Annotated in this window: 20 protein-coding genes; 9 read left to right on the top strand and 11 right to left on the bottom strand. The window is 46.0% G+C overall.

Going from position 1 to position 21,825, the window contains the following annotated elements; all coding sequences use genetic code 11:
• Window positions 1-93: 93 nt before the first annotated feature.
• Window positions 94-1,845 (top strand): potassium/proton antiporter, encoded by a 1,752-nt coding sequence (locus tag R7E00_RS20725; RefSeq protein WP_005382374.1) that lies wholly within the window; start codon window positions 94-96, stop codon window positions 1,843-1,845.
• Here the strand turns inward: R7E00_RS20725 and R7E00_RS20720 are convergent.
• The 4 genes from R7E00_RS20720 to aspA form a co-directional block, all read right to left on the bottom strand.
• Window positions 1,842-2,471: a response regulator gene (locus tag R7E00_RS20720; RefSeq protein ID WP_005382375.1), complete on the bottom strand. Its 630-nt coding sequence runs from the start codon at window positions 2,469-2,471 to the stop codon at window positions 1,842-1,844. The genes R7E00_RS20725 and R7E00_RS20720 overlap by 4 nt on opposite strands.
• A gap of 194 nt (window positions 2,472-2,665) precedes the next feature.
• Window positions 2,666-4,498, bottom strand: a complete 1,833-nt coding sequence (locus tag R7E00_RS20715; protein ID WP_065274943.1) for a protein-disulfide reductase DsbD — start codon at window positions 4,496-4,498, stop codon at window positions 2,666-2,668.
• Window positions 4,499-4,659: 161 nt separating this feature from the next.
• Window positions 4,660-5,967, bottom strand: a complete 1,308-nt coding sequence (locus tag R7E00_RS20710; RefSeq protein WP_005382378.1) for an anaerobic C4-dicarboxylate transporter — start codon at window positions 5,965-5,967, stop codon at window positions 4,660-4,662.
• A 176-nt stretch (window positions 5,968-6,143) separates the two neighbouring features.
• Complete coding sequence (gene aspA, locus R7E00_RS20705) at window positions 6,144-7,595, bottom strand: aspartate ammonia-lyase (RefSeq protein WP_065274942.1); 1,452 nt, start codon at window positions 7,593-7,595, stop codon at window positions 6,144-6,146.
• Window positions 7,596-8,026: 431 nt separating this feature from the next.
• Here aspA and R7E00_RS20700 point away from each other — a divergent pair, with 431 nt between their 5' ends.
• Window positions 8,027-8,545 carry an FxsA family protein gene (locus R7E00_RS20700; RefSeq protein WP_005386383.1) on the top strand — a complete coding sequence of 173 codons (519 nt, stop codon included), beginning with the start codon at window positions 8,027-8,029 and terminating at the stop codon, window positions 8,543-8,545.
• Window positions 8,546-8,615: 70 nt separating this feature from the next.
• Here R7E00_RS20700 and trmL read toward each other — a convergent pair whose 3' ends face one another.
• From trmL to R7E00_RS20680, 4 genes are all read right to left on the bottom strand, one after another.
• The gene (gene trmL / locus R7E00_RS20695; protein ID WP_053303025.1) at window positions 8,616-9,095 is read right to left on the bottom strand and encodes a tRNA (uridine(34)/cytosine(34)/5-carboxymethylaminomethyluridine(34)-2'-O)-methyltransferase TrmL; all 480 of its coding nucleotides are present in this window, start codon (window positions 9,093-9,095) and stop codon (window positions 8,616-8,618) included.
• 136 nt (window positions 9,096-9,231) lie between these two features.
• Window positions 9,232-9,840, bottom strand: coding sequence for a superoxide dismutase (locus tag R7E00_RS20690; protein WP_005382382.1), 609 nt, complete (start codon window positions 9,838-9,840; stop codon window positions 9,232-9,234).
• A gap of 174 nt (window positions 9,841-10,014) precedes the next feature.
• Entirely contained in the window at window positions 10,015-11,409 is a 1,395-nt protein-coding gene (gene cpxA, locus R7E00_RS20685; RefSeq protein WP_170894109.1) for an envelope stress sensor histidine kinase CpxA, read from the bottom strand.
• Window positions 11,409-12,098: a response regulator gene (locus tag R7E00_RS20680; RefSeq protein ID WP_005382384.1), complete on the bottom strand. Its 690-nt coding sequence runs from the start codon at window positions 12,096-12,098 to the stop codon at window positions 11,409-11,411. Before R7E00_RS20680 ends, cpxA begins: the two co-directional genes overlap by 1 nt.
• A 190-nt stretch (window positions 12,099-12,288) precedes the next feature.
• Here R7E00_RS20680 and R7E00_RS20675 point away from each other — a divergent pair, with 190 nt between their 5' ends.
• The 3 genes from R7E00_RS20675 (at window position 12,289) to pfkA (ending at window position 15,067) form a co-directional block, all read left to right on the top strand.
• Window positions 12,289-12,801, top strand: coding sequence for a CpxP family protein (locus tag R7E00_RS20675; RefSeq protein ID WP_262606406.1), 513 nt, complete (start codon window positions 12,289-12,291; stop codon window positions 12,799-12,801).
• A 111-nt stretch (window positions 12,802-12,912) separates the two neighbouring features.
• Window positions 12,913-13,827 (top strand): CDF family cation-efflux transporter FieF, encoded by a 915-nt coding sequence (gene fieF, locus R7E00_RS20670; protein ID WP_213908169.1) that lies wholly within the window; start codon window positions 12,913-12,915, stop codon window positions 13,825-13,827.
• Window positions 13,828-14,104: 277 nt separating this feature from the next.
• Entirely contained in the window at window positions 14,105-15,067 is a 963-nt protein-coding gene (gene pfkA, locus R7E00_RS20665; RefSeq protein ID WP_005381521.1) for a 6-phosphofructokinase, read from the top strand.
• A gap of 90 nt (window positions 15,068-15,157) precedes the next feature.
• On the opposite strand, the gene R7E00_RS20660 is transcribed toward pfkA, so the two are convergent.
• Window positions 15,158-16,540, bottom strand: a complete 1,383-nt coding sequence (locus tag R7E00_RS20660) for an MATE family efflux transporter (RefSeq protein ID WP_017635565.1) — start codon at window positions 16,538-16,540, stop codon at window positions 15,158-15,160.
• 240 nt (window positions 16,541-16,780) lie between these two features.
• Between R7E00_RS20660 and R7E00_RS20655 the strand changes: the two genes are divergently transcribed.
• The 3 genes from R7E00_RS20655 (at window position 16,781) to R7E00_RS20645 (ending at window position 19,672) form a co-directional block, all read left to right on the top strand.
• Entirely contained in the window at window positions 16,781-17,071 is a 291-nt protein-coding gene (locus R7E00_RS20655) for a co-chaperone GroES (protein WP_031855216.1), read from the top strand.
• 77 nt (window positions 17,072-17,148) lie between these two features.
• Window positions 17,149-18,795 carry a chaperonin GroEL gene (gene groL, locus R7E00_RS20650; RefSeq protein ID WP_005381509.1) on the top strand — a complete coding sequence of 549 codons (1,647 nt, stop codon included), beginning with the start codon at window positions 17,149-17,151 and terminating at the stop codon, window positions 18,793-18,795.
• Window positions 18,796-19,108: 313 nt separating this feature from the next.
• Window positions 19,109-19,672, top strand: a complete 564-nt coding sequence (locus tag R7E00_RS20645; RefSeq protein ID WP_005381507.1) for a VC2662 family protein — start codon at window positions 19,109-19,111, stop codon at window positions 19,670-19,672.
• A 100-nt stretch (window positions 19,673-19,772) separates the two neighbouring features.
• Here R7E00_RS20645 and R7E00_RS20640 read toward each other — a convergent pair whose 3' ends face one another.
• Both R7E00_RS20640 and epmB read right to left on the bottom strand, forming a co-directional pair.
• A complete protein-coding gene (locus R7E00_RS20640; RefSeq protein WP_005381504.1) occupies window positions 19,773-20,270 on the bottom strand; it encodes an MgtC/SapB family protein in 498 nt (165 codons plus the stop codon).
• 95 nt (window positions 20,271-20,365) lie between these two features.
• Window positions 20,366-21,388 (bottom strand): EF-P beta-lysylation protein EpmB, encoded by a 1,023-nt coding sequence (gene epmB / locus R7E00_RS20635; RefSeq protein ID WP_005381502.1) that lies wholly within the window; start codon window positions 21,386-21,388, stop codon window positions 20,366-20,368.
• 32 nt (window positions 21,389-21,420) lie between these two features.
• On the opposite strand from epmB, the gene R7E00_RS20630 reads away from it, so the two are divergent.
• Window positions 21,421-21,825 (top strand): elongation factor P (locus R7E00_RS20630; protein WP_318089380.1); only part of this gene is annotated, 405 nt, incomplete at its 3' end.

The raw sequence follows: 21,825 nt of genomic DNA, 5'->3' as shown, positions 1-21,825 counted from the left end.
GTGTAAAGGGGAGGCAGATTAGGGCATTACCTCATTAACGAAGTAGCCTTGCTCATCACAATTATTATCGTTTTTCATTAAGGGAGGGTGAGAATGGACGCAGACACCATTAACAGTTTTTTTCTAATAGGTGCGTTGTTAATCGCACTTAGCGTTCTTTTAAGCCCAGTGTCTTCTAAGTTGGGAATCCCAATTCTTTTGGTATTTTTAGCCGTTGGAATGCTAGCGGGGGAAGACGGCTTAGGCGGCATTTTATTCGATAACTTTTCGATCGCTTATTTGGTTAGTAACCTCGCATTAGCCATCATTTTGCTTGATGGTGGGATGAGAACGCGGGTCGCCAGCTTTAGGGTTGCGTTATGGCCCTCGGTCTCTTTGGCGACATTTGGCGTTGCGATCACCACCATTTTAACCGGGCTGATGGCAACGTGGTTATTCGACTTAGATTTATTGCAAGGCATATTGGTTGGAGCGATTGTTGGTTCCACCGATGCTGCCGCGGTCTTCTCTCTACTCAAAGGTCGTAGCCTGAACGAACGTGTTGGTTCAACGCTGGAAATTGAATCCGGCACCAATGACCCTATGGCGGTGTTTCTGACCGTAACTCTGATTGCTATTTTAGCGAACCCTGGCGCAGATTTAAGTGCGGGCTTTTTGGCGTTCAGTTTTCTTAAGCAGTTTGGTATTGGCGCGTTACTTGGCTTCGCTGGTGGCTGGATCTTATGGAAAGTTATCAATCGCAATCAATTACCAGATGGGCTGTATTCTATTTTAACGGTCAGTGGTGGCTTGCTTATTTTTGCTTTATCTAACACTTTGGGTGGCAGTGGTATTTTGTCGATTTACCTCGTTGGTCTTTTATTAGGTAACCGTCCAACACGCAGCCGCCACTCTATTCTTCATGTTTTAGATGGTATGACGTGGCTAGCTCAAATTGGTATGTTCTTGGTGCTTGGCTTGTTGGTTACACCATCCAATTTACTCTCTATTGCGTTGCCAGGTCTTGCGCTTGCCTTCGGGATGATTTTGTTTGCCCGACCAATCTCAGTTTGGATTGGTTTACTGCCATTCAAGAGTTTCACGCCACGTGAAAAGTGGTTTGTCTCTTGGGTAGGATTGCGTGGCGCTGTACCTATCATCCTCGCGGTATTTCCGATGATGGCAGGGTTGCCAGATGCTCAACTGTACTTCAATTTGGCATTCTTTGTAGTAATGGTGTCTTTGATAGTACAAGGGGGCACGTTGACCAAGGCGATGTCTCTTGCAAAGGTCGAGCTACCTTCTAAGCCTGAGCCAATTTCGCGTACGGGGGTGGAGATTTACCCGACCAGTGAGTGGGAGCTGTTTATCTATAGACTTAAAGCAGATAAATGGTGCATTGGTGAGCCATTACGTAGTCTTTCGATGCCGGAAGGAACGCGTATCGCCGCTGTATTTCGCAGTAAAGAGCTATTGCACCCATCCGGCAGTACGCGCCTTGAGGAAGATGATACCTTGTGTGTATTAGCACAAGAAAAGGATTTAGATGCACTGAGCTTACTGTTTAGTGAAGCCCCAGAGAAAGCGTCGCTAGCGCGATTCTTCGGTGACTTCTTCCTCGATATTGAAGTGAAGCTTGCCGATATTGCCGTGATGTATGGTTTGAATCTGGGGGATGAACCGCTGGATAAAAGTTTGAGAAACCTTGTCGAAGAGCAATTAGGTAGCACGCCAGTATTGGGAGACCATTTCGAGTGGCAAGGTTTGCATTGGATCGTCGCTGATGTTGTTGATCAGCAGGTCACTAAAGTCGGTATCCGATTGCCAAACGAAAAAAGTAAGTCTGACGATAAGACGTCAATCTAGTCGCTCATTTCCGTCAGCATAATCACGGCTTGCGTGCGGTTCTTTACACCGAGCTTACGGAAAATCGCTGTCATGTGCGCTTTTATGGTGGCTTCTGAAACATTCAATTCGTAAGCGATTTGCTTGTTCAGCAAGCCATCGGACAACATTCCCAACACTTTATATTGCTGCGGTGTTAGCGCAGCAATCTTTTCCGCTAAGTCATTACATGCCGCGTTATTGGTGATCAACCCTTCAGGGAAGTATGGGTCGCCATTCAGCACTTGATTGAGCGCGTTCACTAATTCGCGCATGTCGCTGGACTTGGGAATAAAACCAAATGCACCATGGCTTTTCACCTGCGTCACGATCGCCGGCTCTTCACTCGCTGAAACGACGACGATAGGTAAATCTGGATGCTCTGCTCGCAAATGAATCAAGCCAGACATACCATTTGCTCCTGGCATTTTGAGGTCCAATAGCACTAAATCTGGCTCTTCCTCTCGTTCTAACAAAGCCAGAAGTGCGTCGAGTGAGTCCGCTTCCAGCAAATTTGCACCACTAATAGCCATGTGGATAGATTGAAACAAGGCATTCCGGAAGAGTGGGTGATCATCTGCAATAATGATGGTGTAGGTCGAATCCATGACGTTAAACACTTTTGACTATTTCGTTAAATTTATTATTGTCCAGCTTTGAGAGAGTGGACAATATTTATTCGCTAAAAGTCTGAACCAAATCGACTTTTATTAGGAAAATTGCATATAAACGCAATGTTCTTATTCAAATCTGAGCAATAAAAAACGCCAGTGGACATCACTGGCGTTTGAATATCTGGTTATCAGAACTGCTTGATATGCTCTAAGAAAGGCTCGGCTTGCATGAATCCCGTCAAACGAGCGTTTGAAACGTGTTCACCACTGGCATCCCAAAACTCAATTGTTGGTAAACCAAGCACACTCATGTGCTTCAGTAGTTCGATGTCTTGCACTTGGTTTTTGGTCACGTCCGCTTGCAGAAGAATGAAGTCTTGCAGTTTGGCTTCGACGCTTGGGTCATGGAAGGTGTACTTTTCAAACTCTTTACATGCTACACACCAATCGGCGTAGAAATCGAGCATGACGGGTTTACCTGCCGCTTTCGCAAGTGCCAGTTGTTCTTCAAGATCCGCCACGTTAGCAATGCGAGTAAAGCTAACAGTGGCTTGCTGAGTTTGTGTTGTGCTGTTGCCAAACCAGTAATTTAAGATAGGTTGTGCTGAGGCTAGCAAACCTAAGACGGCGATTATGCCCACGGCACTTTGTTTCCAGCCACCAAACTCTAGACTGTTTTTGATGTGGTATAGCCAACCAAAAGCAGCAATACCCAGTGCTGACCACAGAATCGTTGACCACATTTCTGGCATGATGCGTTCTAGTAAGAAGATAGGTGCGGCAAGCAGAATAAAGCCGAAGAGTGTTTTCACTCGGTCCATCCAACCGCCGGCTTTTGGTAGCAGTTTGTTGCCGAAGACCGCAACAAGAATCAGCGGAATACCCATGCCCATCGCCAGCGCGTATAACGCGATACCACCGGTAAGCAAATCGCCGCTTTGTGCCACGTAAAGTAGCGCACCAGACAGAGGTGCCGTGGTACATGGTGAGCACACCAGTCCAGAAATCGCCCCCATGGCGAATACGCCTGCACTGCTGCCGCCTTGCTGTTTGTTGCTGAGGTTGTTTAACCACGTTTGAACGTTGCTTGGTAGCTGTAATGAGTACAGACCAAACATAGACAAAGCGAGTGCGATGAACAGTACGCTCAAGCCAATCAGCACATAAGGGTGTTGCATTGCCGCTTGGAACTGCATACCTGCAGATGCCACCACAAGGCCGAGTAGGGTGTAAGTCAGTGCCATGCCTTGCACGTAGACGAATGACAAGCCTAGCGCGCGGCGTTGGCTTAGCTTGCCACTGCCAAGCACTATGCTGGTCAGAATTGGGTACATCGGCAGCACACAAGGTGTAAACGCCAAGCCCACACCAAGCGCCAAGAACAGAAGTGGTGTCCACCAGTTATCAGCAAGGTTGGCAGCAAGGCTATCTTGCTGTGTTACTGGCACTGATGATGTGTCACCAGACGTAGATGATTGCACCGCTGGTGGCGTTGCTGTTGGTGCCTGTTCTGCTTTTGATGCAGTTGTCGCCGTTGTTGAATCTGAGTTCGACGAAGTAAACGCGCTGATAGGAATCACGCGAGTTTCTGGCGGGTAACAGAAGCCTGCTTTCGCACAACCTTGGTATTGCACCACCACGCGCGCACCGTCTTGCCAATCATACATTGGTACGTTAACGAAGAGAGGTTGCGTATAGATATGCACGTCACCAAAGAATTCATCTTTATGCGGTGTGCCGTCTTCCATTTGCAGTTCGCCTAGCGATACTTTCTCACCAGCTACAGACAAGCGCTCTTGATATAGGTAGTACCCGTCACGTACCTGCCAATCGAGCATCAATTTGTCATCTTGCTGGTAGAAGTTAAATGGAAACGCCTGATCAACCGGAACAAAGCTGTCGCTGCTGCTACCAAAACTGTTGTTCTGGCTACTGTTAAACTGGTCTTTGCCAAATAAAGCTAAAGACGGAGTGGAAAAGGTAATGAGCCCTAAGAGTAAAACGGAAAGTAATGCGCGCATAAAAGAGTCAATTCATCTTAGATAATTGCCGTTAGTGTAACTCAATCAGACCCGGAGGCGAGTCAATAAGTTTCATGAAAATGAAGATTTATTGAGCATAAATCAAGACAACAGGCAATAAAAAAGGGAGCCGAAGCTCCCCGAGTAAGACTCTGTTTCTACTAGATCAGTAGACCACCGAATGCGAAGCCAAGTGCTACCGCAGAAGCGATGGTTACCACACCAGGTACAAAGAATGGGTGGTTGAATACGTACTTACCGATACGAGTTGAACCCGTGTCGTCCATCTCAACCGCTGCTAGAAGCGTTGGGTAAGTTGGCAGCACGAATAGCGCACTTACTGCTGCGAAAGATGCAACTGCGGTAAGTGGTGCCACACCGATAGCAAGTGCTGCTGGCATCAGCGCAACAGTGGTTGCACCTTGTGAGTAAAGCAGCATTGAAGCGAAGAATAGAACGAGTGCTAGCATCCATGGGTAGTCTGCTAGTAGCGCACCCGCAACTTCTTTGATGCCGTCAACGTGCGCGTTAACGAACGTAGAACCTAGCCATGCCACACCAAGAACACACACACATGCTGTCATACCAGAGCGGAATGTTGCTGCTGCTGGGATTTTGCCAGCATCGATTTTACAGCTCATTACGATAGCTGCCGCAGCTGCTAGCATTACCGTCATGATAGCTTCGTTACGACCTAGAGCAGGGTTCTCGATAAGGCCAACAGAGCCAGAAATTGCTGCTGCGTAACACACGACAAATGCGATTGCGCCTAGGAAGATGAATGTTGCTTTCTTCGCTGTTGGTAGGATTTCGCGTTTTGCTTCTGTATTTAGCTTGATTAAGCCTTTTTCTAGACGCTCTTGGTATTCAGCATCGTCTTTTAGCTCACAGCCCATGAAGTTCGCCACGAACGCACCGATCATGCACGCGATGAACGTCGTTGGGATACAGATTGCTAGTAGTGTTAGGTAGTCAACGCCAAATGGGTGCAGCATTGCCGCGAACGCGACAACAGCCGCTGAGATTGGTGATGCGGTGATAGCGATTTGCGATGCTACGACCGCGATAGACAGTGGACGAGAAGGGCGCACGCCTTGGCCTTTCGCTACTTCTGCAATCACTGGCAAAGTTGAGAATGCCGTGTGGCCAGTACCCGCCATTAATGTCATTAGGTAAGTTACGATAGGCGCATAAAAGGTGATGCGCTCAGGATGCTTGCGCAAAAAGTTTTCAGCAACTTGCACCATCCAGTCTAAACCACCCGCTACCTGCATTGCTGCGATAGCGGTGATTACAGACATGATGATCAAAATTACGTCAACGGGAATGTAAGCTTGGCTTGTTGGTACGCCCAAGATCAAAGACAACGCAATGACCCCAGCACCACCGGCAAAACCAATGCCGATACCACCGATTCTTGCCCCCAAATAGATGAAGAGCAGAACCACGAAGAGTTCGACCATGACCATATTGATACCTCTTTAGTTTTTTATTTGATTCTGATTTTTTGAACACTCAGGAACAGGAGTAAATGCTCAGAGAATGAGAACCTAGTGGTTTAGCGGCAATAAAAGCATATAAAAAATGTGGTTAACCGTATGAGAGCCTAAAAAAGGGGCCTGAGTGGCCCCCTTCGGATTCGTTATTACTCGTAACGTTTTGCTTTGTAAGTAGGATGCATGAAGTTTTCTACTGACAAGATTTCATCAAGCTCCTCTGCTGTAAGCAGACCGCGCTCTAGCACGACTTCACGAACACTCTTACCAGTTTCTGCACAAATCTTACCTACGATGTCACCTTCGTGGTGGCCGATGTATGGGTTTAGGTAAGTGACGATACCGATAGAGTTGTAAACGTAGTTTTCGCAAACTTCTTTGTTCACAGTGATGCCGTCGATACATTTATCGCGTAGGTTCACACACGCATTGTGTAGTAGAGAGATAGACTCAAACACGCTTTGTGCGATAACTGGTTCCATTACGTTTAGCTGTAGCTGACCGCCTTCTGCTGCGAAAGAAACCGTGTTGTCGTTACCGAGAACTTTGAAGCAAACTTGGTTTACTACTTCTGGGATAACTGGGTTTACTTTAGCTGGCATGATTGAAGAGCCTGCTTGCATTTCAGGTAGGTTCAATTCATTTAGACCCGCACGAGGACCAGAAGAAAGTAGACGAAGGTCGTTACAGATCTTCGATAGTTTCACTGCTAGGCGTTTTAGCGCGCCGTGAGTCATTACGTATGCACCACAGTCAGACGTTGCTTCGATAAGGTCTTCTGCTGCAACAACGTCAAGGCTTGTTACTTCCGCTAGGTGTTTTACTGCAAGCGCTTGGTAGCCAGTTGGTGTATTTAGACCAGTACCGATTGCGGTTGCGCCTAGGTTGATTTCTAGGAGGAGTTTAGATGTGTAATCTAGAGCACGAATCTCTTCGTTTAGTGTTACCGCCCACGCATGGAACTCTTGACCTACTGTCATTGGTACTGCGTCTTGAAGCTGAGTACGGCCCATTTTCAGTACATCTTTAAACTCAACGGCTTTAAGTTCGAATGCGCCTTTTAGGTACTCAATTGCTTCCATTAGCTTGTGTACGCTGTTGTACACCGCAATACGGAAACCTGTTGGGTACGCACAGTTGGTTGATTGGCTCTTGTTTACATGGTCATTTGGGTTAACAAATTCGTATTGGCCTTTCTCTTTACCCATCAACTCAAGCGCGACGTTTGCGATCACTTCGTTCGTGTTCATGTTAACTGAAGTGCCTGCACCGCCTTGGAATACGTCTGATGGGAACTGATCCATACACTTGCCAGTTTCTAGGATCAAATCACACGCTTCGATGATGTAGTTTGCAACGTCTTTTGGAATAGCGCCAAGTTCTTTGTTTGCTAACGCTGCTGCTTTTTTGGTCATTACCATGCCGCGTACAAATTCTGGTACGTCAGAAATGGTCATATTAGAGATGTTGAAGTTCTCGATCGCACGTAGCGTATGAATACCGTAGTACGCATCTGCAGGGACATGACGTTGACCTAATAGATCTTCTTCAATACGAGTGGCTGGGTTTGCTGTTTTTGGAGCATCAGATAGGGTAGCCATAGCAGGATCCTTAGATGATAATTCTGATAATAAAGTTATTTATTAGCCATTTCTGCAATCTAGAATCCATTCATCAGAATTTTTGGCTGGAAAATCCGTCCTGACTTATGTGGCACATGATACTGCACCTAGCGCATAAAAATAGTAACTAGATCACCTTTTTCGTTTTTCATGAGTCAATAATTTGCAAAGTATGAACGGGTTATTAATAACCCTTTATGGGTACTCGATTTTCCTCGACAAACATGAGTTTTTAGAGTTCGAAATTAGCACTTTAAAAGCACGAAAAAATCGGTATGCAATTGAATGAAACGCGCTCCCGCTACTTTGTCTAAAAAAGAAGGAGACCAGTATGAACACGCTTTTTTACAACGATTCGTTTGAGCTTAGTCTGCTTTTACCATTACACTGAATTAAACAAAGGAGGGCGTGTGTTTCCTATCTTATTATTAGCGTTTATTTTTGTTCCGATCATTGAAATCGGCTTATTTATTCAGGTGGGCGGCTTTTTAGGTTTATGGCCGACCATTGCACTAGTCTTAATCACTGCATTTGTTGGTGCGTCGTTGGTTCGTAGCCAAGGTATACAAACACTGATGTCAGTACAGGGGCGTCTTGAACAAGGTGAAATTCCAGCCCAGCAAATTTTTGAAGGCGTAATGCTAGCGGTGGCTGGCGTGCTACTGTTAACCCCGGGCTTTATGACCGATGCCCTTGGTATGTTGGTGTTGCTTCCTGCGCCACGCGCCGCGATAGCTAAATACTTGATGAGCAAAATGGTGGTGAAAACCATGCATGGTGGTGGCTTCCAAGGTGGTTTCTCTAACCAGGGGCCATTTGAGCAAGACCCGTTCCGTCGTGACCCATTTGATTCCCAGTCAGATAATGGCAAGACCTTCGAAGGGGAATACGAGCGTAAAGACGATGATGATCGCAACAAGCTCAACTGATTGAGTTAGACAGTAAAGAAAACAAAAGGGCGCACCAAGCGCCCTTTTCTGTATTTGGAATTCGTGCTGCTTACAATGCGCCTTCAAAGCCCATTTGACGCCATGCTTCAAAAGCAATGATCGCAACGGCATTCGAAAGGTTTAGGCTGCGTGCGTCCGGCATCATTGGAATGCGAATACGCTGCTCCATTGGCAAGCTATCGATGATTTCAGCAGGCAAACCACGAGTTTCTGGACCAAACATCAAAACATCACCCGTTTGGTATTGTGCATCAACGTGGTGACCTGTGGTTTTGGTGGTGCAGGCAAACAATCGGTAGTTACCTTGCTTCTCTGTCTCTAAATACTCTAAGAACGCTTGATAGTTTTTATGGCGTGTTACGCGAGCTAAATCATGGTAATCCAAACCAGCACGGCGGACTTTTTTCTCTTCAAGATCGAAACCCAGAGGTTCAATTAAGTGAAGGTTTGCACCGCAGTTGGCGCATAGTCGAATGATGTTGCCGGTGTTCGGCGCGATTTCTGGTTCGTATAAAGCGATATCAAACATGGTATTGAAATAGAGTTGGTCAAAGAGAGGGGCAGTATATACCCAAGTCACCGAGATATGCGAGATTCAGCAAGATTGACCTGGGTATGAAAGCAGGCATTAGCGCGGATGTTAATACCGTAAGTAGCGATGCTCTTTATAAGAGAGCGTGAGCATAGTTTTCTTCAACTGCTCGCCAGTTGACGACGTTCCACCACGCATCAATATATTCTGGGCGACGGTTTTGGTAGCTGATGTAATACGCGTGCTCCCACACGTCTAATGCGAGGATTGGTTCACCGCGCACATCCACTACATCCATCAGAGGGTTGTCTTGATTACTGGTGGACGTAATGTGAATCTCACCATCTTTTACGATCAGCCATGCAAAGCCAGACCCAAAGGTATTGATGGCAGCTTGGGCAAACGCCTCTTTAAATTGCGCAAAGCTACCAAATTTATCGTTAATTGCTTGAGCAAGCGCGCCTTGAGGCTCTCCGCCACCGTTTGGTGACATGCAATTCCAATAAATGATGTGGTTGTAATAGCCGCCACCATTATTACGTACCGCAGGGCTGAGCTTAGAGATATTGTCAAAGATCTCGTCTAATGACTGAGTTTCGAGCTCGCTCCCTTCAACGGCATTTACAAACTTATCAAAGTACGTCTTGTGGTGTTTGCTGTAATGCACTTCCATGGTTTTCGCGTCGATGTACGGTTCTAGTGAATCGTACGGGTAAGGCAGAGCGGGAAATGTATGTGACATAGTAAATCCTCCTTAATTGGAAAATCCACTTTAATGCTAACGATAATTATTATCAACTTTGATCTTTGTAAGGGTATTCTAAGAAGCCTCACCAATTTCTAAAGTGAGGGTGGGGCTGTGAATCACTCACTCTAGAAATATGGTGCGAATTATTGTTAGTTCATCAAATTGAGACTAACAATTGATCGGTAAGGTGATACTCATGCGCAATCCGCCTAAAGGACTTCGGCTGGCTGCGATCGTGCCACTGTGCTGGCGAATGGCACTTTCGGTAATGGTTAGGCCGAGACCTGTGCCGCCAGAGTGGCGATCGCGTGCCGTGGAAACGCGATAGAACGGGCGAAAAATCGCGGCCAGTTCCTCTTCTGGTACACCTTCTCCATTATCGTCAACCGTGATACGAAGCGTATCGTCATCGGCTTTGATGTCGATTTGTACCTCATCTTTTCCGTAGTAAATGGCGTTACGAACGATATTTTCCACCGCACTCATCAGCAGTTTAGGGTTACCGGAAATATTGCGCTTAGGTAATTCTGAATAGTGTAGCTGTTTGCCCATTTGCTCTGCTTCAAACTGCGCATCTTTAATGATCTCTTCCCATAAACTTTCTAATGGCTGTGTTTCGCGAGTCATATGACTGTTCGCCTGCATGCGAGAAAGCTCTAGTAGTTCGCTGATCATCTGTTCCAAGCGCTGCGCTTCGGTATCGATACGAGTCAGTTCTGGGCTTTCGCCTTGTTTACGCGTCGCTAATGCGCTTGCCATGCGCAGACGAGTTAAAGGTGAGCGCAGCTCGTGAGAGATATCGGATAGCAAACGTTGTTGTCCTGAAATCATCTGATTAACCGCTTCGACCATCTGGTTGAAGCTGCTACCTGCTTGACGAAACTCCGCCGTGCCTTTTTCTAAATTTGGGTCTGTGACAAATTCACCTTTCGCCACACGTTGAGCAGCGGCTTCAAGACGACGTGCTGGTTGACTCAAAGCCCAAGCAAGCCATAACAGCAATGGTGTACTAACCAGCATGACCGCAAGCAAGAGCTGGAATGGGTGATCAAACAGACGCAGGAGTAGAGGTGGTGGCTCATTCCACTTGAAGCCCACGTACATCAAGATATCGGAATCTGCCAAAGTGATAGGAATTGGGCCCGCAATCATGTATCGACCATACAGCTTCTGCTTTGGATTATTGTAATCTTCGATACTGGTGACAAAGTTTTGCATGGCACGCAATTGAAAATTGCTGCGTTTTTCTGTCGTAAGAACATTACCGCTGTAGTCAGAAAAAAACACTCGTGGGCGAGGGTCGTGCTTGCCGTGGCGGTTGCCCTCGATACGAAAAAGTATGCGGCCTAAATCAGTTTGCTGGCTGTATTTTTGTTGGATTGAGTCACGCGTTTCTACCATACGTTTGTAGTGTTCTTCTGGAATATCGCGAGCTTTGCGTGGGTCCAAATGTGGCAGTGATAGCACGGCTATCAATACTAATAACATGGTGAACCAAAAAATGGCAAAGATGCGTCCATACAGGCTATTGATGTTTGGCAGTTTGATGCGTGATAGGCGCATTAATCCTCCTCAAGCAGCATGTAGCCACGACCACGCAGGGTTTTAATTCGCGGCTTGCCATTGCTTTGATCTGGTAATTTTTTACGTAAGTTCGAGACATGCATATCGATAGCGCGATCAAAAGCAGCGAGTCGTTTACCAAGCACATCTAAGCTCAGTGTCTCTTTGGTCAGCACTTGTCCTGGGTTTTGTACGAAGTGGGTGAGTAGCGCAAACTCGGTTGCCGTGAGATCGAGCAACTGTTGCTCACAATACGCTTCTTGCTTACCGGGATAGAGGCGGATTTCTTGATACTCAATGCAATCGCTGTTTTTGGTATTTTTTTGTGTGCTGCTAGTGCGGCGTAAAATCGCGCGGATTCGCGCTAACAGCTCTCGGTCACTAAAAGGTTTTGGTAAATAATCATCCGCGCCCAGTTCCAAGCCGATCACGCGATCAATTTCTTCCCCTTTAGCGGTCAGCATCAAGACGGGAGTTTCCCAATTTTCACGTAAGCGTTTCAGCGTTTCCATGCCATTGAGTTTTGGCATCATGACATCCAACAAAATCAAATCAATCTTATCATTGATCGCGGCTAAGCCGGCTTCACCGTCATTTGCTTCGCTGACGTCAAACCCTTCGAAACTGAGTACTTCTTTTAATAAGCTAGTTAGCTCGATATCGTCATCGATTAAAAGAATGTTTGCCATGGGGGCACCTATAGTAAGTTACCGATAGCCTAATATTACATTGGAATGATGCGCAACGAAGAGGAGAAAAATCACTCTTTACGATTCTTTACGCTCCCTATACGTCGCTTTACCTAGTGGGTCGTATTCTATACTCAAGCGCTGTGAGAACAGCTCAGAAGAACCACTCACCTGTGTAAGGAATCGTATTATGAAGTCTGCAAAAAAACTTGTGTTAGCTGCTGTTGTTCTACCTCTTACTCTTGGCGCCGCAAGCGCATTCGCTTACGGTGGTAAAAACCATCATAAAGGCCCTCGTGACGAATGCGGCATGGGTATGGACCGAGGTGTCATGCGTCAACTAGACCTGACTGATGCACAAAAAGATCAGCTAAAAGAAATGCGTGAAGCAAACAAAGCAGAAATGAAAGCAAAATTCGCTGATGGCAAAGAAGCACGTATGGCTGAGCGTCAAGCGCATCACGCAAAAGTACAATCGCTTTTGCTGGCGGATAACTTTGATGAAGCTCAAGCTAGCGAATTAGCAAAAGAGATGGTTGAGCGCCAAACGGAACGTCGCGTGCAAATGCTAGAAAGAAAGCACCAAATGCTTAGCGTATTAACACATGAGCAGAAAGCGAAATTTGTTGAGCTACAAAATGAACGTATGCAAGAGTGTGGCGACAGAATGCACAAGCGCATGGAAAAGTCGCGCAATAATTAAGTCATGAATTGATGTTATATAAAGAGGCAGCCATTGGTTGCCTCTTTTTGATCTGGTTATTTCATGGTCATTCAATATACTCAACGTATGGTTTTAGTTAACTCTTTGATTATGAAACAGCAATACGCACGTTTAGTTACGACCGCCGCTTGGACTGCAACCATTGTGGCGACGCTTCTTCTGATAGTAAAAGTCATCACGTGGTGGGTAACCGGCTCAGTGAGCTTATTGGCGTCATTGATTGACTCCATGTTAGATATCGCGGCTTCGGTTGTGAATCTTGTGGTGGTTCGTTACGCCTTACAACCGGCAGACCGCGAACATACGTTTGGACATGGTAAAGCTGAGTCCTTAGCGGCCCTAGCCCAAGCAATGTTTATTTCGGGCTCGGCAGTATTTTTGATTCTTAACGGGATTGACCGATTTTTCCGCCCACATGCTTTACACGCACCGGAGTTAGGTGTGTATGTATCGCTGTTTGCGATTGTGGTCACACTTGGCTTGGTGATGTTCCAAAAACATGTGGTTCGCGTGACGGGGAGCCAAGCAATAGCGGCGGATTCTCTGCATTATCAGACTGATTTGTATATGAATGCTGCGATCATGGTGGCTCTGGGGCTCAGTTATTTTGGAGTGACTCAAGCGGATGCTGTGTTTGCGATTGGTATTGGTGTCTTCATTCTTTATAGCGCTTTCAAAATGGTCAGCGAAGCGATTCAAACCTTACTTGATAGAAAGTTGCCCGATGAAGAGCTTGAGCAAATTAACCAAGCTTGTTTGAGCGTAAAAGGGGTATTGGGCGTGCATCAGTTACGCACGCGAATGTCCGGACCGACGCGCTTTATACAGTTGCATTTAGAGCTAGACGATAACTTACGATTAATTGAGGCGCATTACATCGCTGATAAAGTGGAAGATAATTTATTGGATCTGTTTCCTGATGCGGATGTATTGATCCATCAAGATCCATTGTCTGTCGTTTTCGGACCAGAGAAAGAGCAGAAAGCACAAGATTGGTCGGCTTGAAAAATCCATCAGTGCCCGACGACAAACAGGTACTTATTGACTATCTTTCCATCAATACTTATTAAGATTCGTGATCCTGATATGAATCAACAAAGTTTCATAGAGAAACTGTAATACTCTTACATAAGTAGAAAAGTTACATAAAAAAGTGCGTTTTCATTGGTAATCCTGTAGAGGAAATGTAACATAACGCACAGTTCTGGATTATGCAGGTTGCTTGGTAACAAGGGGCCTAAAAGAAAATTAAATAATTGATTGCCAAAGATCGAGGGTGAGCATGATTAAGAAGATCGGTGTTTTAACAAGTGGCGGTGACGCACCTGGTATGAACGCTGCGATACGCGGCGTAGTACGTACAGCACTATCCGAAGGATTGGAAGTATTCGGTGTGTACGACGGCTACCTAGGCCTATACGAAGGCCGCATCGAGAAGCTAGATCGTTCTAGCGTTTCAGATGTGATCAACAAAGGTGGTACGTTCCTAGGTTCTGCACGTTTCCCTGAATTTAAACAAGTGGAAGTTCGTGAAAAAGCGATTGAGAACCTGAAAAAACATGGTATCGATGCACTAGTGGTAATCGGTGGTGATGGTTCGTACATGGGTGCGAAGAAACTGACTGAAATGGGTTACCCATGTATCGGTCTTCCGGGCACAATCGACAACGATATCGCAGGTACGGATTACACTGTGGGCTACCTAAGTGCACTAAACACCGTTATCGATGCAATCGACCGTTTACGTGATACTTCTTCATCTCACCAACGCATTTCAATTGTAGAAATCATGGGCCGTCACTGTGGTGATTTGACTCTGATGTCTGCAATTGCGGGCGGTTGTGAATACATCATCACTCCGGAAACTGGTCTAGACAAAGACAAGCTGATCAGCAACATCCAAGATGGTATCGCTAAAGGTAAGAAACACGCGATCATCGCGCTTACTGAGCTAATGATGGATGCTAATGAACTAGCACGTGACATCGAAGCCGCGACAGGTCGTGAAACTCGTGCAACAGTACTTGGTCACATCCAACGTGGTGGTCGTCCAACTGCATTTGACCGCGTATTAGCATCTCGTATGGGTAACTACGCTGTTCACCTATTGATCGAAGGTCATGGTGGTCGTTGTGTAGGTATCGTGAAAGAGCAACTTGTTCACCACGATATCATCGACGCAATCGAAAACATGAAGCGTCCAGTACGCAACGATCTATACAAAGTTGCTGAAGAGTTGTTCTAAGCAAGCTTGAAATAGATAAACAAAACCGCGGCTTTCCGCGGTTTTGTTGTATTTGAGAATCAACAAAAAGAAACTAGTGATAGACGAGTGTTAAGACACGCTGCTCTGCTCTATGAGCGTTAATTTTCGCTCGCGCAGCGCAAACAAGTAGCCCAGTAGCCCACCCAACGTATTCCCAACCGCGATACCGATAAACAAGCCTTCAATGCTGTAGATTTGGCTCCCGACCCACGCCGATGGCAAGGTAAAAATGAACAGCCGCATAAAGCTCCACTGGAATGCACGCAATGGCTTGTGCATCGCATTCAAACCACTGACTAACATCATTACGATGCCTTGGAAGCCATAACTAAATGGCACCACCAGTAAATAATGCCAAAGCAGGTTTTTCACCGCATCTTCCTGAGAAAACAGCGCAGCCAGAGGAATGCTCAGTGGCACCATCATCAAGAAGATAAACCCTTGGAATACCACTGCAAAACGCATGCTAATAAATAAACCGGAAAAGGCTCGTTGCGGTTGTTTGGCTCCTAAATTTTGTGCCATAAACGGTGTGAGGGCAGAGGTCAGCGACATCAATACTAAAATCAATATGGACTCAATACGCTGCGCTGCGCCGTAAGCAGCAACCGCCGCTGTACCGTGGTTGGATAACAGCATCATCAGAATGGCACCGGACAACGGATTCATCGCGTTTGATAACGCTGCAGGGGTACCAATTTTTAGTGTCTGTTGCCAGTCTTGTTTCAGCAAAGCCCATTGGGGTTGAGCAAGCAATTTTTCCCGTTTAATTAGCACATAGAATGAGCCACACAAAGCACCTAACCAGCTAAAGGCACTTGCTATGGCTGCGCCTTGAATGCCAAGTTCCGGAAAAGGGCCATAACCGAAAATCAACAATGGATCGAGCATGCCATTAATCAAACCAGCCAACATCATGACTTTTGCTGGTGTTTTTGTGTCGCCAGTAGCTCGGATAGCACTGTTGCCCGCCATTGGGATCACTAGCAGAGGAATGGTGAGATACCAGACCTGCATATACTGCTCAATAAGAGGGATGAGATCATCAGACGCACCAAGAAAACGAAACAATGGCGCAATGGTGGTAAAGCCAATAGAAGACGCGATAGCCACAAGTAACACGGCTAATAACAAACCGTGGGTGGTGAACCGTGCAGCTTGTGGTGCATGACCTTGCCCAAGCAAGCGACCAATATTGGTCGATAGTCCCATCCCAATCCCCATCGTAATGCAGTTAACCGCAAAGGTGACAGGGAAGGTATAGCTGATAGCCGCTAGCGCTTGAGTGCCTAATAACGAGATGAAGAAGGTATCGACCAAGTTAAACATCAAAATCGCGATCATGCCCATGGTCATGGGTACGGTCATTTTCCGCAGCGTTTCAGGAATGGGTGCGGTCAACAAACCATGCTTATCGGTCGCTTGGGGTTCCAGCTTGTTATTTTCCTGCATGTGTGACAACTATCTGGTGAGCAAACTGCAAGGATACAAGAAAGCGAGATGCCGAGCGAGTGAGCATTTCTAACGCAAACCGTTGCCTAGTTGTTCGTTATTTTAACTAAGTCACAAAAATTTTGTGCCACCCCCTTGGGATCGCTGCTTCGACCCCTTATATAGGGATCACGTGTCTGGGGCTACAGTCCCTAAGGACAATTATCAAATAAACATGGAAATTTTCAGGAGAGACGACCGATGAACATTCGTCCATTACATGACCGAGTTATCGTTGAACGTAAAGAAGTTGAATCTAAGTCTGCTGGTGGCATCGTTCTGACTGGTTCTGCTGCAGAAAAATCGACTCGCGGTATTGTTCTAGCTGTGGGTAAAGGCCGCATCCTAGAAAACGGCACCGTACTGCCACTAGACGTTAAAGTCGGTGATACCGTTATCTTTGCTGAAGGTTACGGTACAAAAACTGAAAAAATCGACGGTAAAGAAGTGCTTGTCATGTCTGAAAACGACATCATGGCGATCGTTGAATAATAGCAATCATTGAGTAATTTTTTGCTCAGATTCAATTACGAAATTACACACAAAGAATTTTAGAAAGGAAATCAAAGATGGCTGCTAAAGACGTTAAATTTGGTAATGACGCACGAGTTAAAATGCTGGAAGGTGTAAACGTTCTGGCTGACGCAGTAAAAGTAACACTGGGTCCTAAAGGACGTAATGTCGTTCTAGACAAATCTTTTGGTGCACCGACTATCACGAAAGATGGTGTATCAGTAGCGCGTGAAATCGAGCTGGAAGATAAATTCCAGAACATGGGCGCACAAATGGTTAAAGAAGTTGCGTCTAAAGCAAACGACGCAGCGGGTGACGGTACAACAACAGCAACGGTACTAGCGCAATCTATCGTTAACGAAGGTCTAAAAGCAGTCGCGGCGGGCATGAACCCAATGGATCTTAAGCGTGGTATCGACAAAGCTGTTGCTGCGGCAGTTGAGCAACTAAAAGAGCTTTCTGTTGAATGTAACGATACAAAAGCGATCGCGCAGGTTGGTACTATCTCTGCAAACTCAGACGCAAGCGTAGGTAATATCATTGCAGAAGCAATGGAGCGTGTGGGTCGTGATGGCGTTATCACGGTTGAAGAAGGTCAGGCGCTACAAGACGAGTTAGACGTAGTAGAAGGTATGCAGTTCGACCGCGGTTACCTGTCTCCTTACTTCATCAACAACCAAGAATCAGGCAGTGTTGATCTAGAAAACCCATTCATTCTTCTAGTAGACAAGAAGATCTCAAACATTCGTGAGCTTCTTCCAACGCTAGAAGCTGTCGCGAAAGCATCTCGTCCACTGCTTATCATTGCAGAAGATGTAGAAGGCGAAGCGCTAGCAACATTGGTTGTGAACAACATGCGTGGCATCGTAAAAGTTGCAGCTGTGAAAGCACCTGGTTTCGGTGACCGCCGTAAAGCAATGCTACAAGACATCGCTATCCTAACTGGCGGTACTGTGATTTCTGAAGAGATCGGTCTAGAGCTAGAAAAAGTTGCACTAGAAGATCTAGGTCAAGCGAAGCGTGTTTCTATCACGAAAGAAAACACGACTATCATCGATGGTATCGGTGAAGAAGAGATGATCTCTGGCCGTGTTGCTCAGATTCGTCAACAAATCGAAGACGCAACTTCAGACTACGACAAAGAGAAACTACAAGAGCGCGTAGCTAAACTGGCTGGCGGTGTTGCAGTAATCAAAGTTGGTGCTGCGACTGAAGTTGAAATGAAAGAGAAGAAAGACCGTGTAGAAGATGCGCTAGCCGCAACTCGCGCAGCGGTTGAAGAAGGTGTTGTTGCTGGTGGTGGTGTTGCACTTATCCGCGCGGCATCTAAGATTGCTCACCTAACGGGTGACAACGAAGAACAAAACGTTGGTATCCGCGTTGCACTACGTGCAATGGAAGCGCCAATCCGTCAAATCACGAAGAACGCAGGTGAGGAAGACTCAGTTGTTGCGAACAACGTGAAAGCGGGTGAAGGTAGCTACGGCTACAACGCGGCAACAGGCGAATACGGCGACATGCTAGAAATGGGTATCCTAGATCCAACTAAAGTTACTCGTTCTGCACTACAATTCGCAGCATCGGTTGCAGGTCTGATGATCACAACTGAAGCGATGGTTACTGACCTACCGCAAAAAGACGCGCCAGCGATGCCTGACATGGGCGGCATGGGTGGCATGGGCGGTATGGGCGGCATGATGTAAGCCAGTTTATCTCATCGCTCTAGGGAAACCTTATAGCGGAAAGATAACCGACCAAACCCTTAAAAGTCGAGGCAGATGCCTCGACTTTTTTATGCGTGTCACCTGAGAAACATGACGTTCTGGTGTGGCTTATCATGAAATTTTTGAGCGTAAAAAGCGCCATTTCAGAAGCAAAAAATCGAAGAGAAATATTTTTTCTTTTGAGTCAGATGGTTAAATCTGACCTATTGCTAACACTTTTTGAACGGGGACAGAGCAAAATCTGAACATTACACTATGTTGTAAATTGTTGCTTCCCATCATGGAGATGAAAATGAAAAAGCTTATGACGTCATTGGCGGTTGCAGCCGCTATCGCATCACCTGTTGCTTTTGCCGACAGTACACCTGTGATGTTCTCTACTATCGATAACACAAACGCACCCTCTAATTCTTCAGTAGGTGGCGTTCGTTTAGCTGTGTTGCATGGGCAGGTAAATGAGGTTAAAGGTGTCGACTTTTCACTGCTTGGTATGTCAGAAACGGATCGTACGACAGGTGTGAACTTCGGTCTGTTTTTTGGTGCAGCAAAAGTAAATCAAGAAATGAAAGGCGCGTCTTTAGGCTTAGTTAACTGGAACCAAGGTCAGACGACGGGTGTTAACTTGGGTGCTGTTAACATTACGAACAACGTAAAAGGCTTGAACTGGAGCGCGGTGAACTATTCTGAAGGCTACACCATGGCGGATGTGGGCTTAGCGAGTATCTCTAAGAAGTCTAATTTCCAGTTTGGTTTCTTCAACATGACCGATCAAATCGATGGCGTGCAAATTGGTCTTTTGAACTGTGCGGATAACGGTTTCTTCAAGTGTTTCCCACTCATCAACTTTGCTAAGTAATCCCTGAGAAAGTCAGAATCTTTATATACAGAAAGCCCTCGATGTTCGTCGAGGGCTCTTTAATTACTGATGAGATGAAGCGAGTTTCTCGGAGCGTTAACTATTTAATTAATCGTGATGAAGTTTTGCGTTGTTGAATTCTTTGATGAACACCGCGGCGTAATGCTTTGATGTGGTTTTCTGCTTTATCCACACCTAACAACACGGTTAGTGTCAGGAGAGTAATAACCACCGACTGCGTTAAATAACCCAAACCTATCATCAAACCTAAACCTGCTAGCACCCATATTACAGCCGCGGATGTTACGCCATGGATTTTTCCATCAAGTGTCATCATAACGCCAGCGCCTAAGAAGCCGACGCCAGTAATGATCTGACCAAGCACTCGTGCTTGATCAAGAGTATTTGGCGATAACGACACTGCCATCGACATAAACAGGTAGGTGCCTGAAATAATTAATATTGCTGTGCGAATGCCAACCGGTTTACCACGAGTTTGGCGCTCTATACCGATCATGAGCCCATTAATGGCGCAGCATAGTAGGGCAGGCCAACTGAATGGGCCAAGATCGAAAATTTGTTCGAATGCTGTATGCATCTTGACCTCCAAAAGTGCGGAGTATGCATAGACTTACCGTGCAAAGCGAACAAAAATAATCAATCTAGACGACAAATTTAATTGAGCGTCAGAGCTTATTCTAAATGCAAATCCAACGGCGTTTTACTTGGCCTGCCACCAATTTCTCGTGTGAGTTTTGGTACCAGATAACCCGATACACGCGTGATGAGTCCGCGCATAATAGCTTTCGCTTCTTCGTCCGAAATAAAGTAGTGCGCTGCGCCTTGCACCTTATCAAGAACGTGGAGGTAATAAGGCAAGATACCCGCGTCAAATAAGGCCTCACTTAACGCCACTTGAGCTTCTACCGAATCATTCACGCCTTTCAGCAGAACGCCTTGGTTTAGAAGCGTAACGCCCGCTCTTTTGAGCTTGAACATCTGTTCAGCAAATTCGTCATTGATTTCGTTGGCATGGTTGATGTGAGTGACGAGGATGATTTGTAACCTTGATGCTTGCAAAAGTTGGCATAGTTCATCAGTGACTCGAGCAGGAATCACCACAGGTAAACGGCTATGAATACGCAGACGTTTGATGTGAGGAATGTGAGCAATGTGCTCTAAAAGCCAATGAATCTCATCGTCTTTTGCCATTAATGGATCACCACCTGAGAAGATGACTTCGTTCAACTCTGGTTGTTGTGCCATGTACTCTAAGCACTTGGTCCAGGCTTGTTTCCCGCTTTTGTTCTCTTGATAAGGGAAGTGACGACGAAAACAGTAACGGCAATTTACCGCGCAGCCACCTTTGACAATCATCAGGGCGCGGTTGCGATACTTGTGTAGCAGGCCAGGGACTTCATTGTCCTGCTCTTCCAATGGATCATTGGAGTAACCCGGATGCACCTCAAATTCGTCGCTCAGTGGTAAAACCTGACGTAAAAGAGGGTCTTTAGGGTTGCCTTTCTCCATCCTATCGACAAAACTTTGCGGTACACGCTGTGCAAACAGCTTGCGCGCGGCAAACCCGTCTTGCCACGGTGAAGGATCAATTTCCAGTATTTCGAGCAATTTTGCAGGATCAGAGATCCCATTCGCCAACTGTTTGAGCCAGTTTTGCTCAACAGATTCGACTTTTCGGGTTATTATGTGCGGCATTGAATTTAGCTCTAAGAATGTAAGAGGAAAAAATGGCTACAGTTAGCACCAATGAATTTAAAGGCGGTCTTAAGTTAATGCTTGATAACGAGCCTTGTGTAATTCTGGAAAACGAATACGTTAAACCAGGTAAAGGCCAAGCGTTCAACCGTGTTAAAATTCGTAAACTTCTTTCTGGTAAAGTGCTAGAGAAAACATTCAAGTCTGGTGACACTTGTGAAGTGGCAGACGTAATGGATATCGACCTAGATTATCTATATTCAGACGGCGAATTCTACCACTTTATGAACAGTGAAACGTTTGAACAGATCGCAGCGGATGCAAAAGCGGTAGGTGAAAACGCTAAGTGGTTGGTAGAAAACAACACTTGTATGATCACTCTTTGGAACGGTAACCCAATTACTGTTACTCCACCAAACTTCGTTGAGCTAGAAGTT

This window comes from Vibrio sp. Vb1755 (assembly GCF_033338635.1).
In the GTDB taxonomy this organism is placed as follows: Bacteria; Pseudomonadota; Gammaproteobacteria; order Enterobacterales; family Vibrionaceae; genus Vibrio; species Vibrio alginolyticus.
Note: the sequence above shows the minus strand (reverse complement) of the source record. Positions and strands in the feature narration are given on the sequence as shown.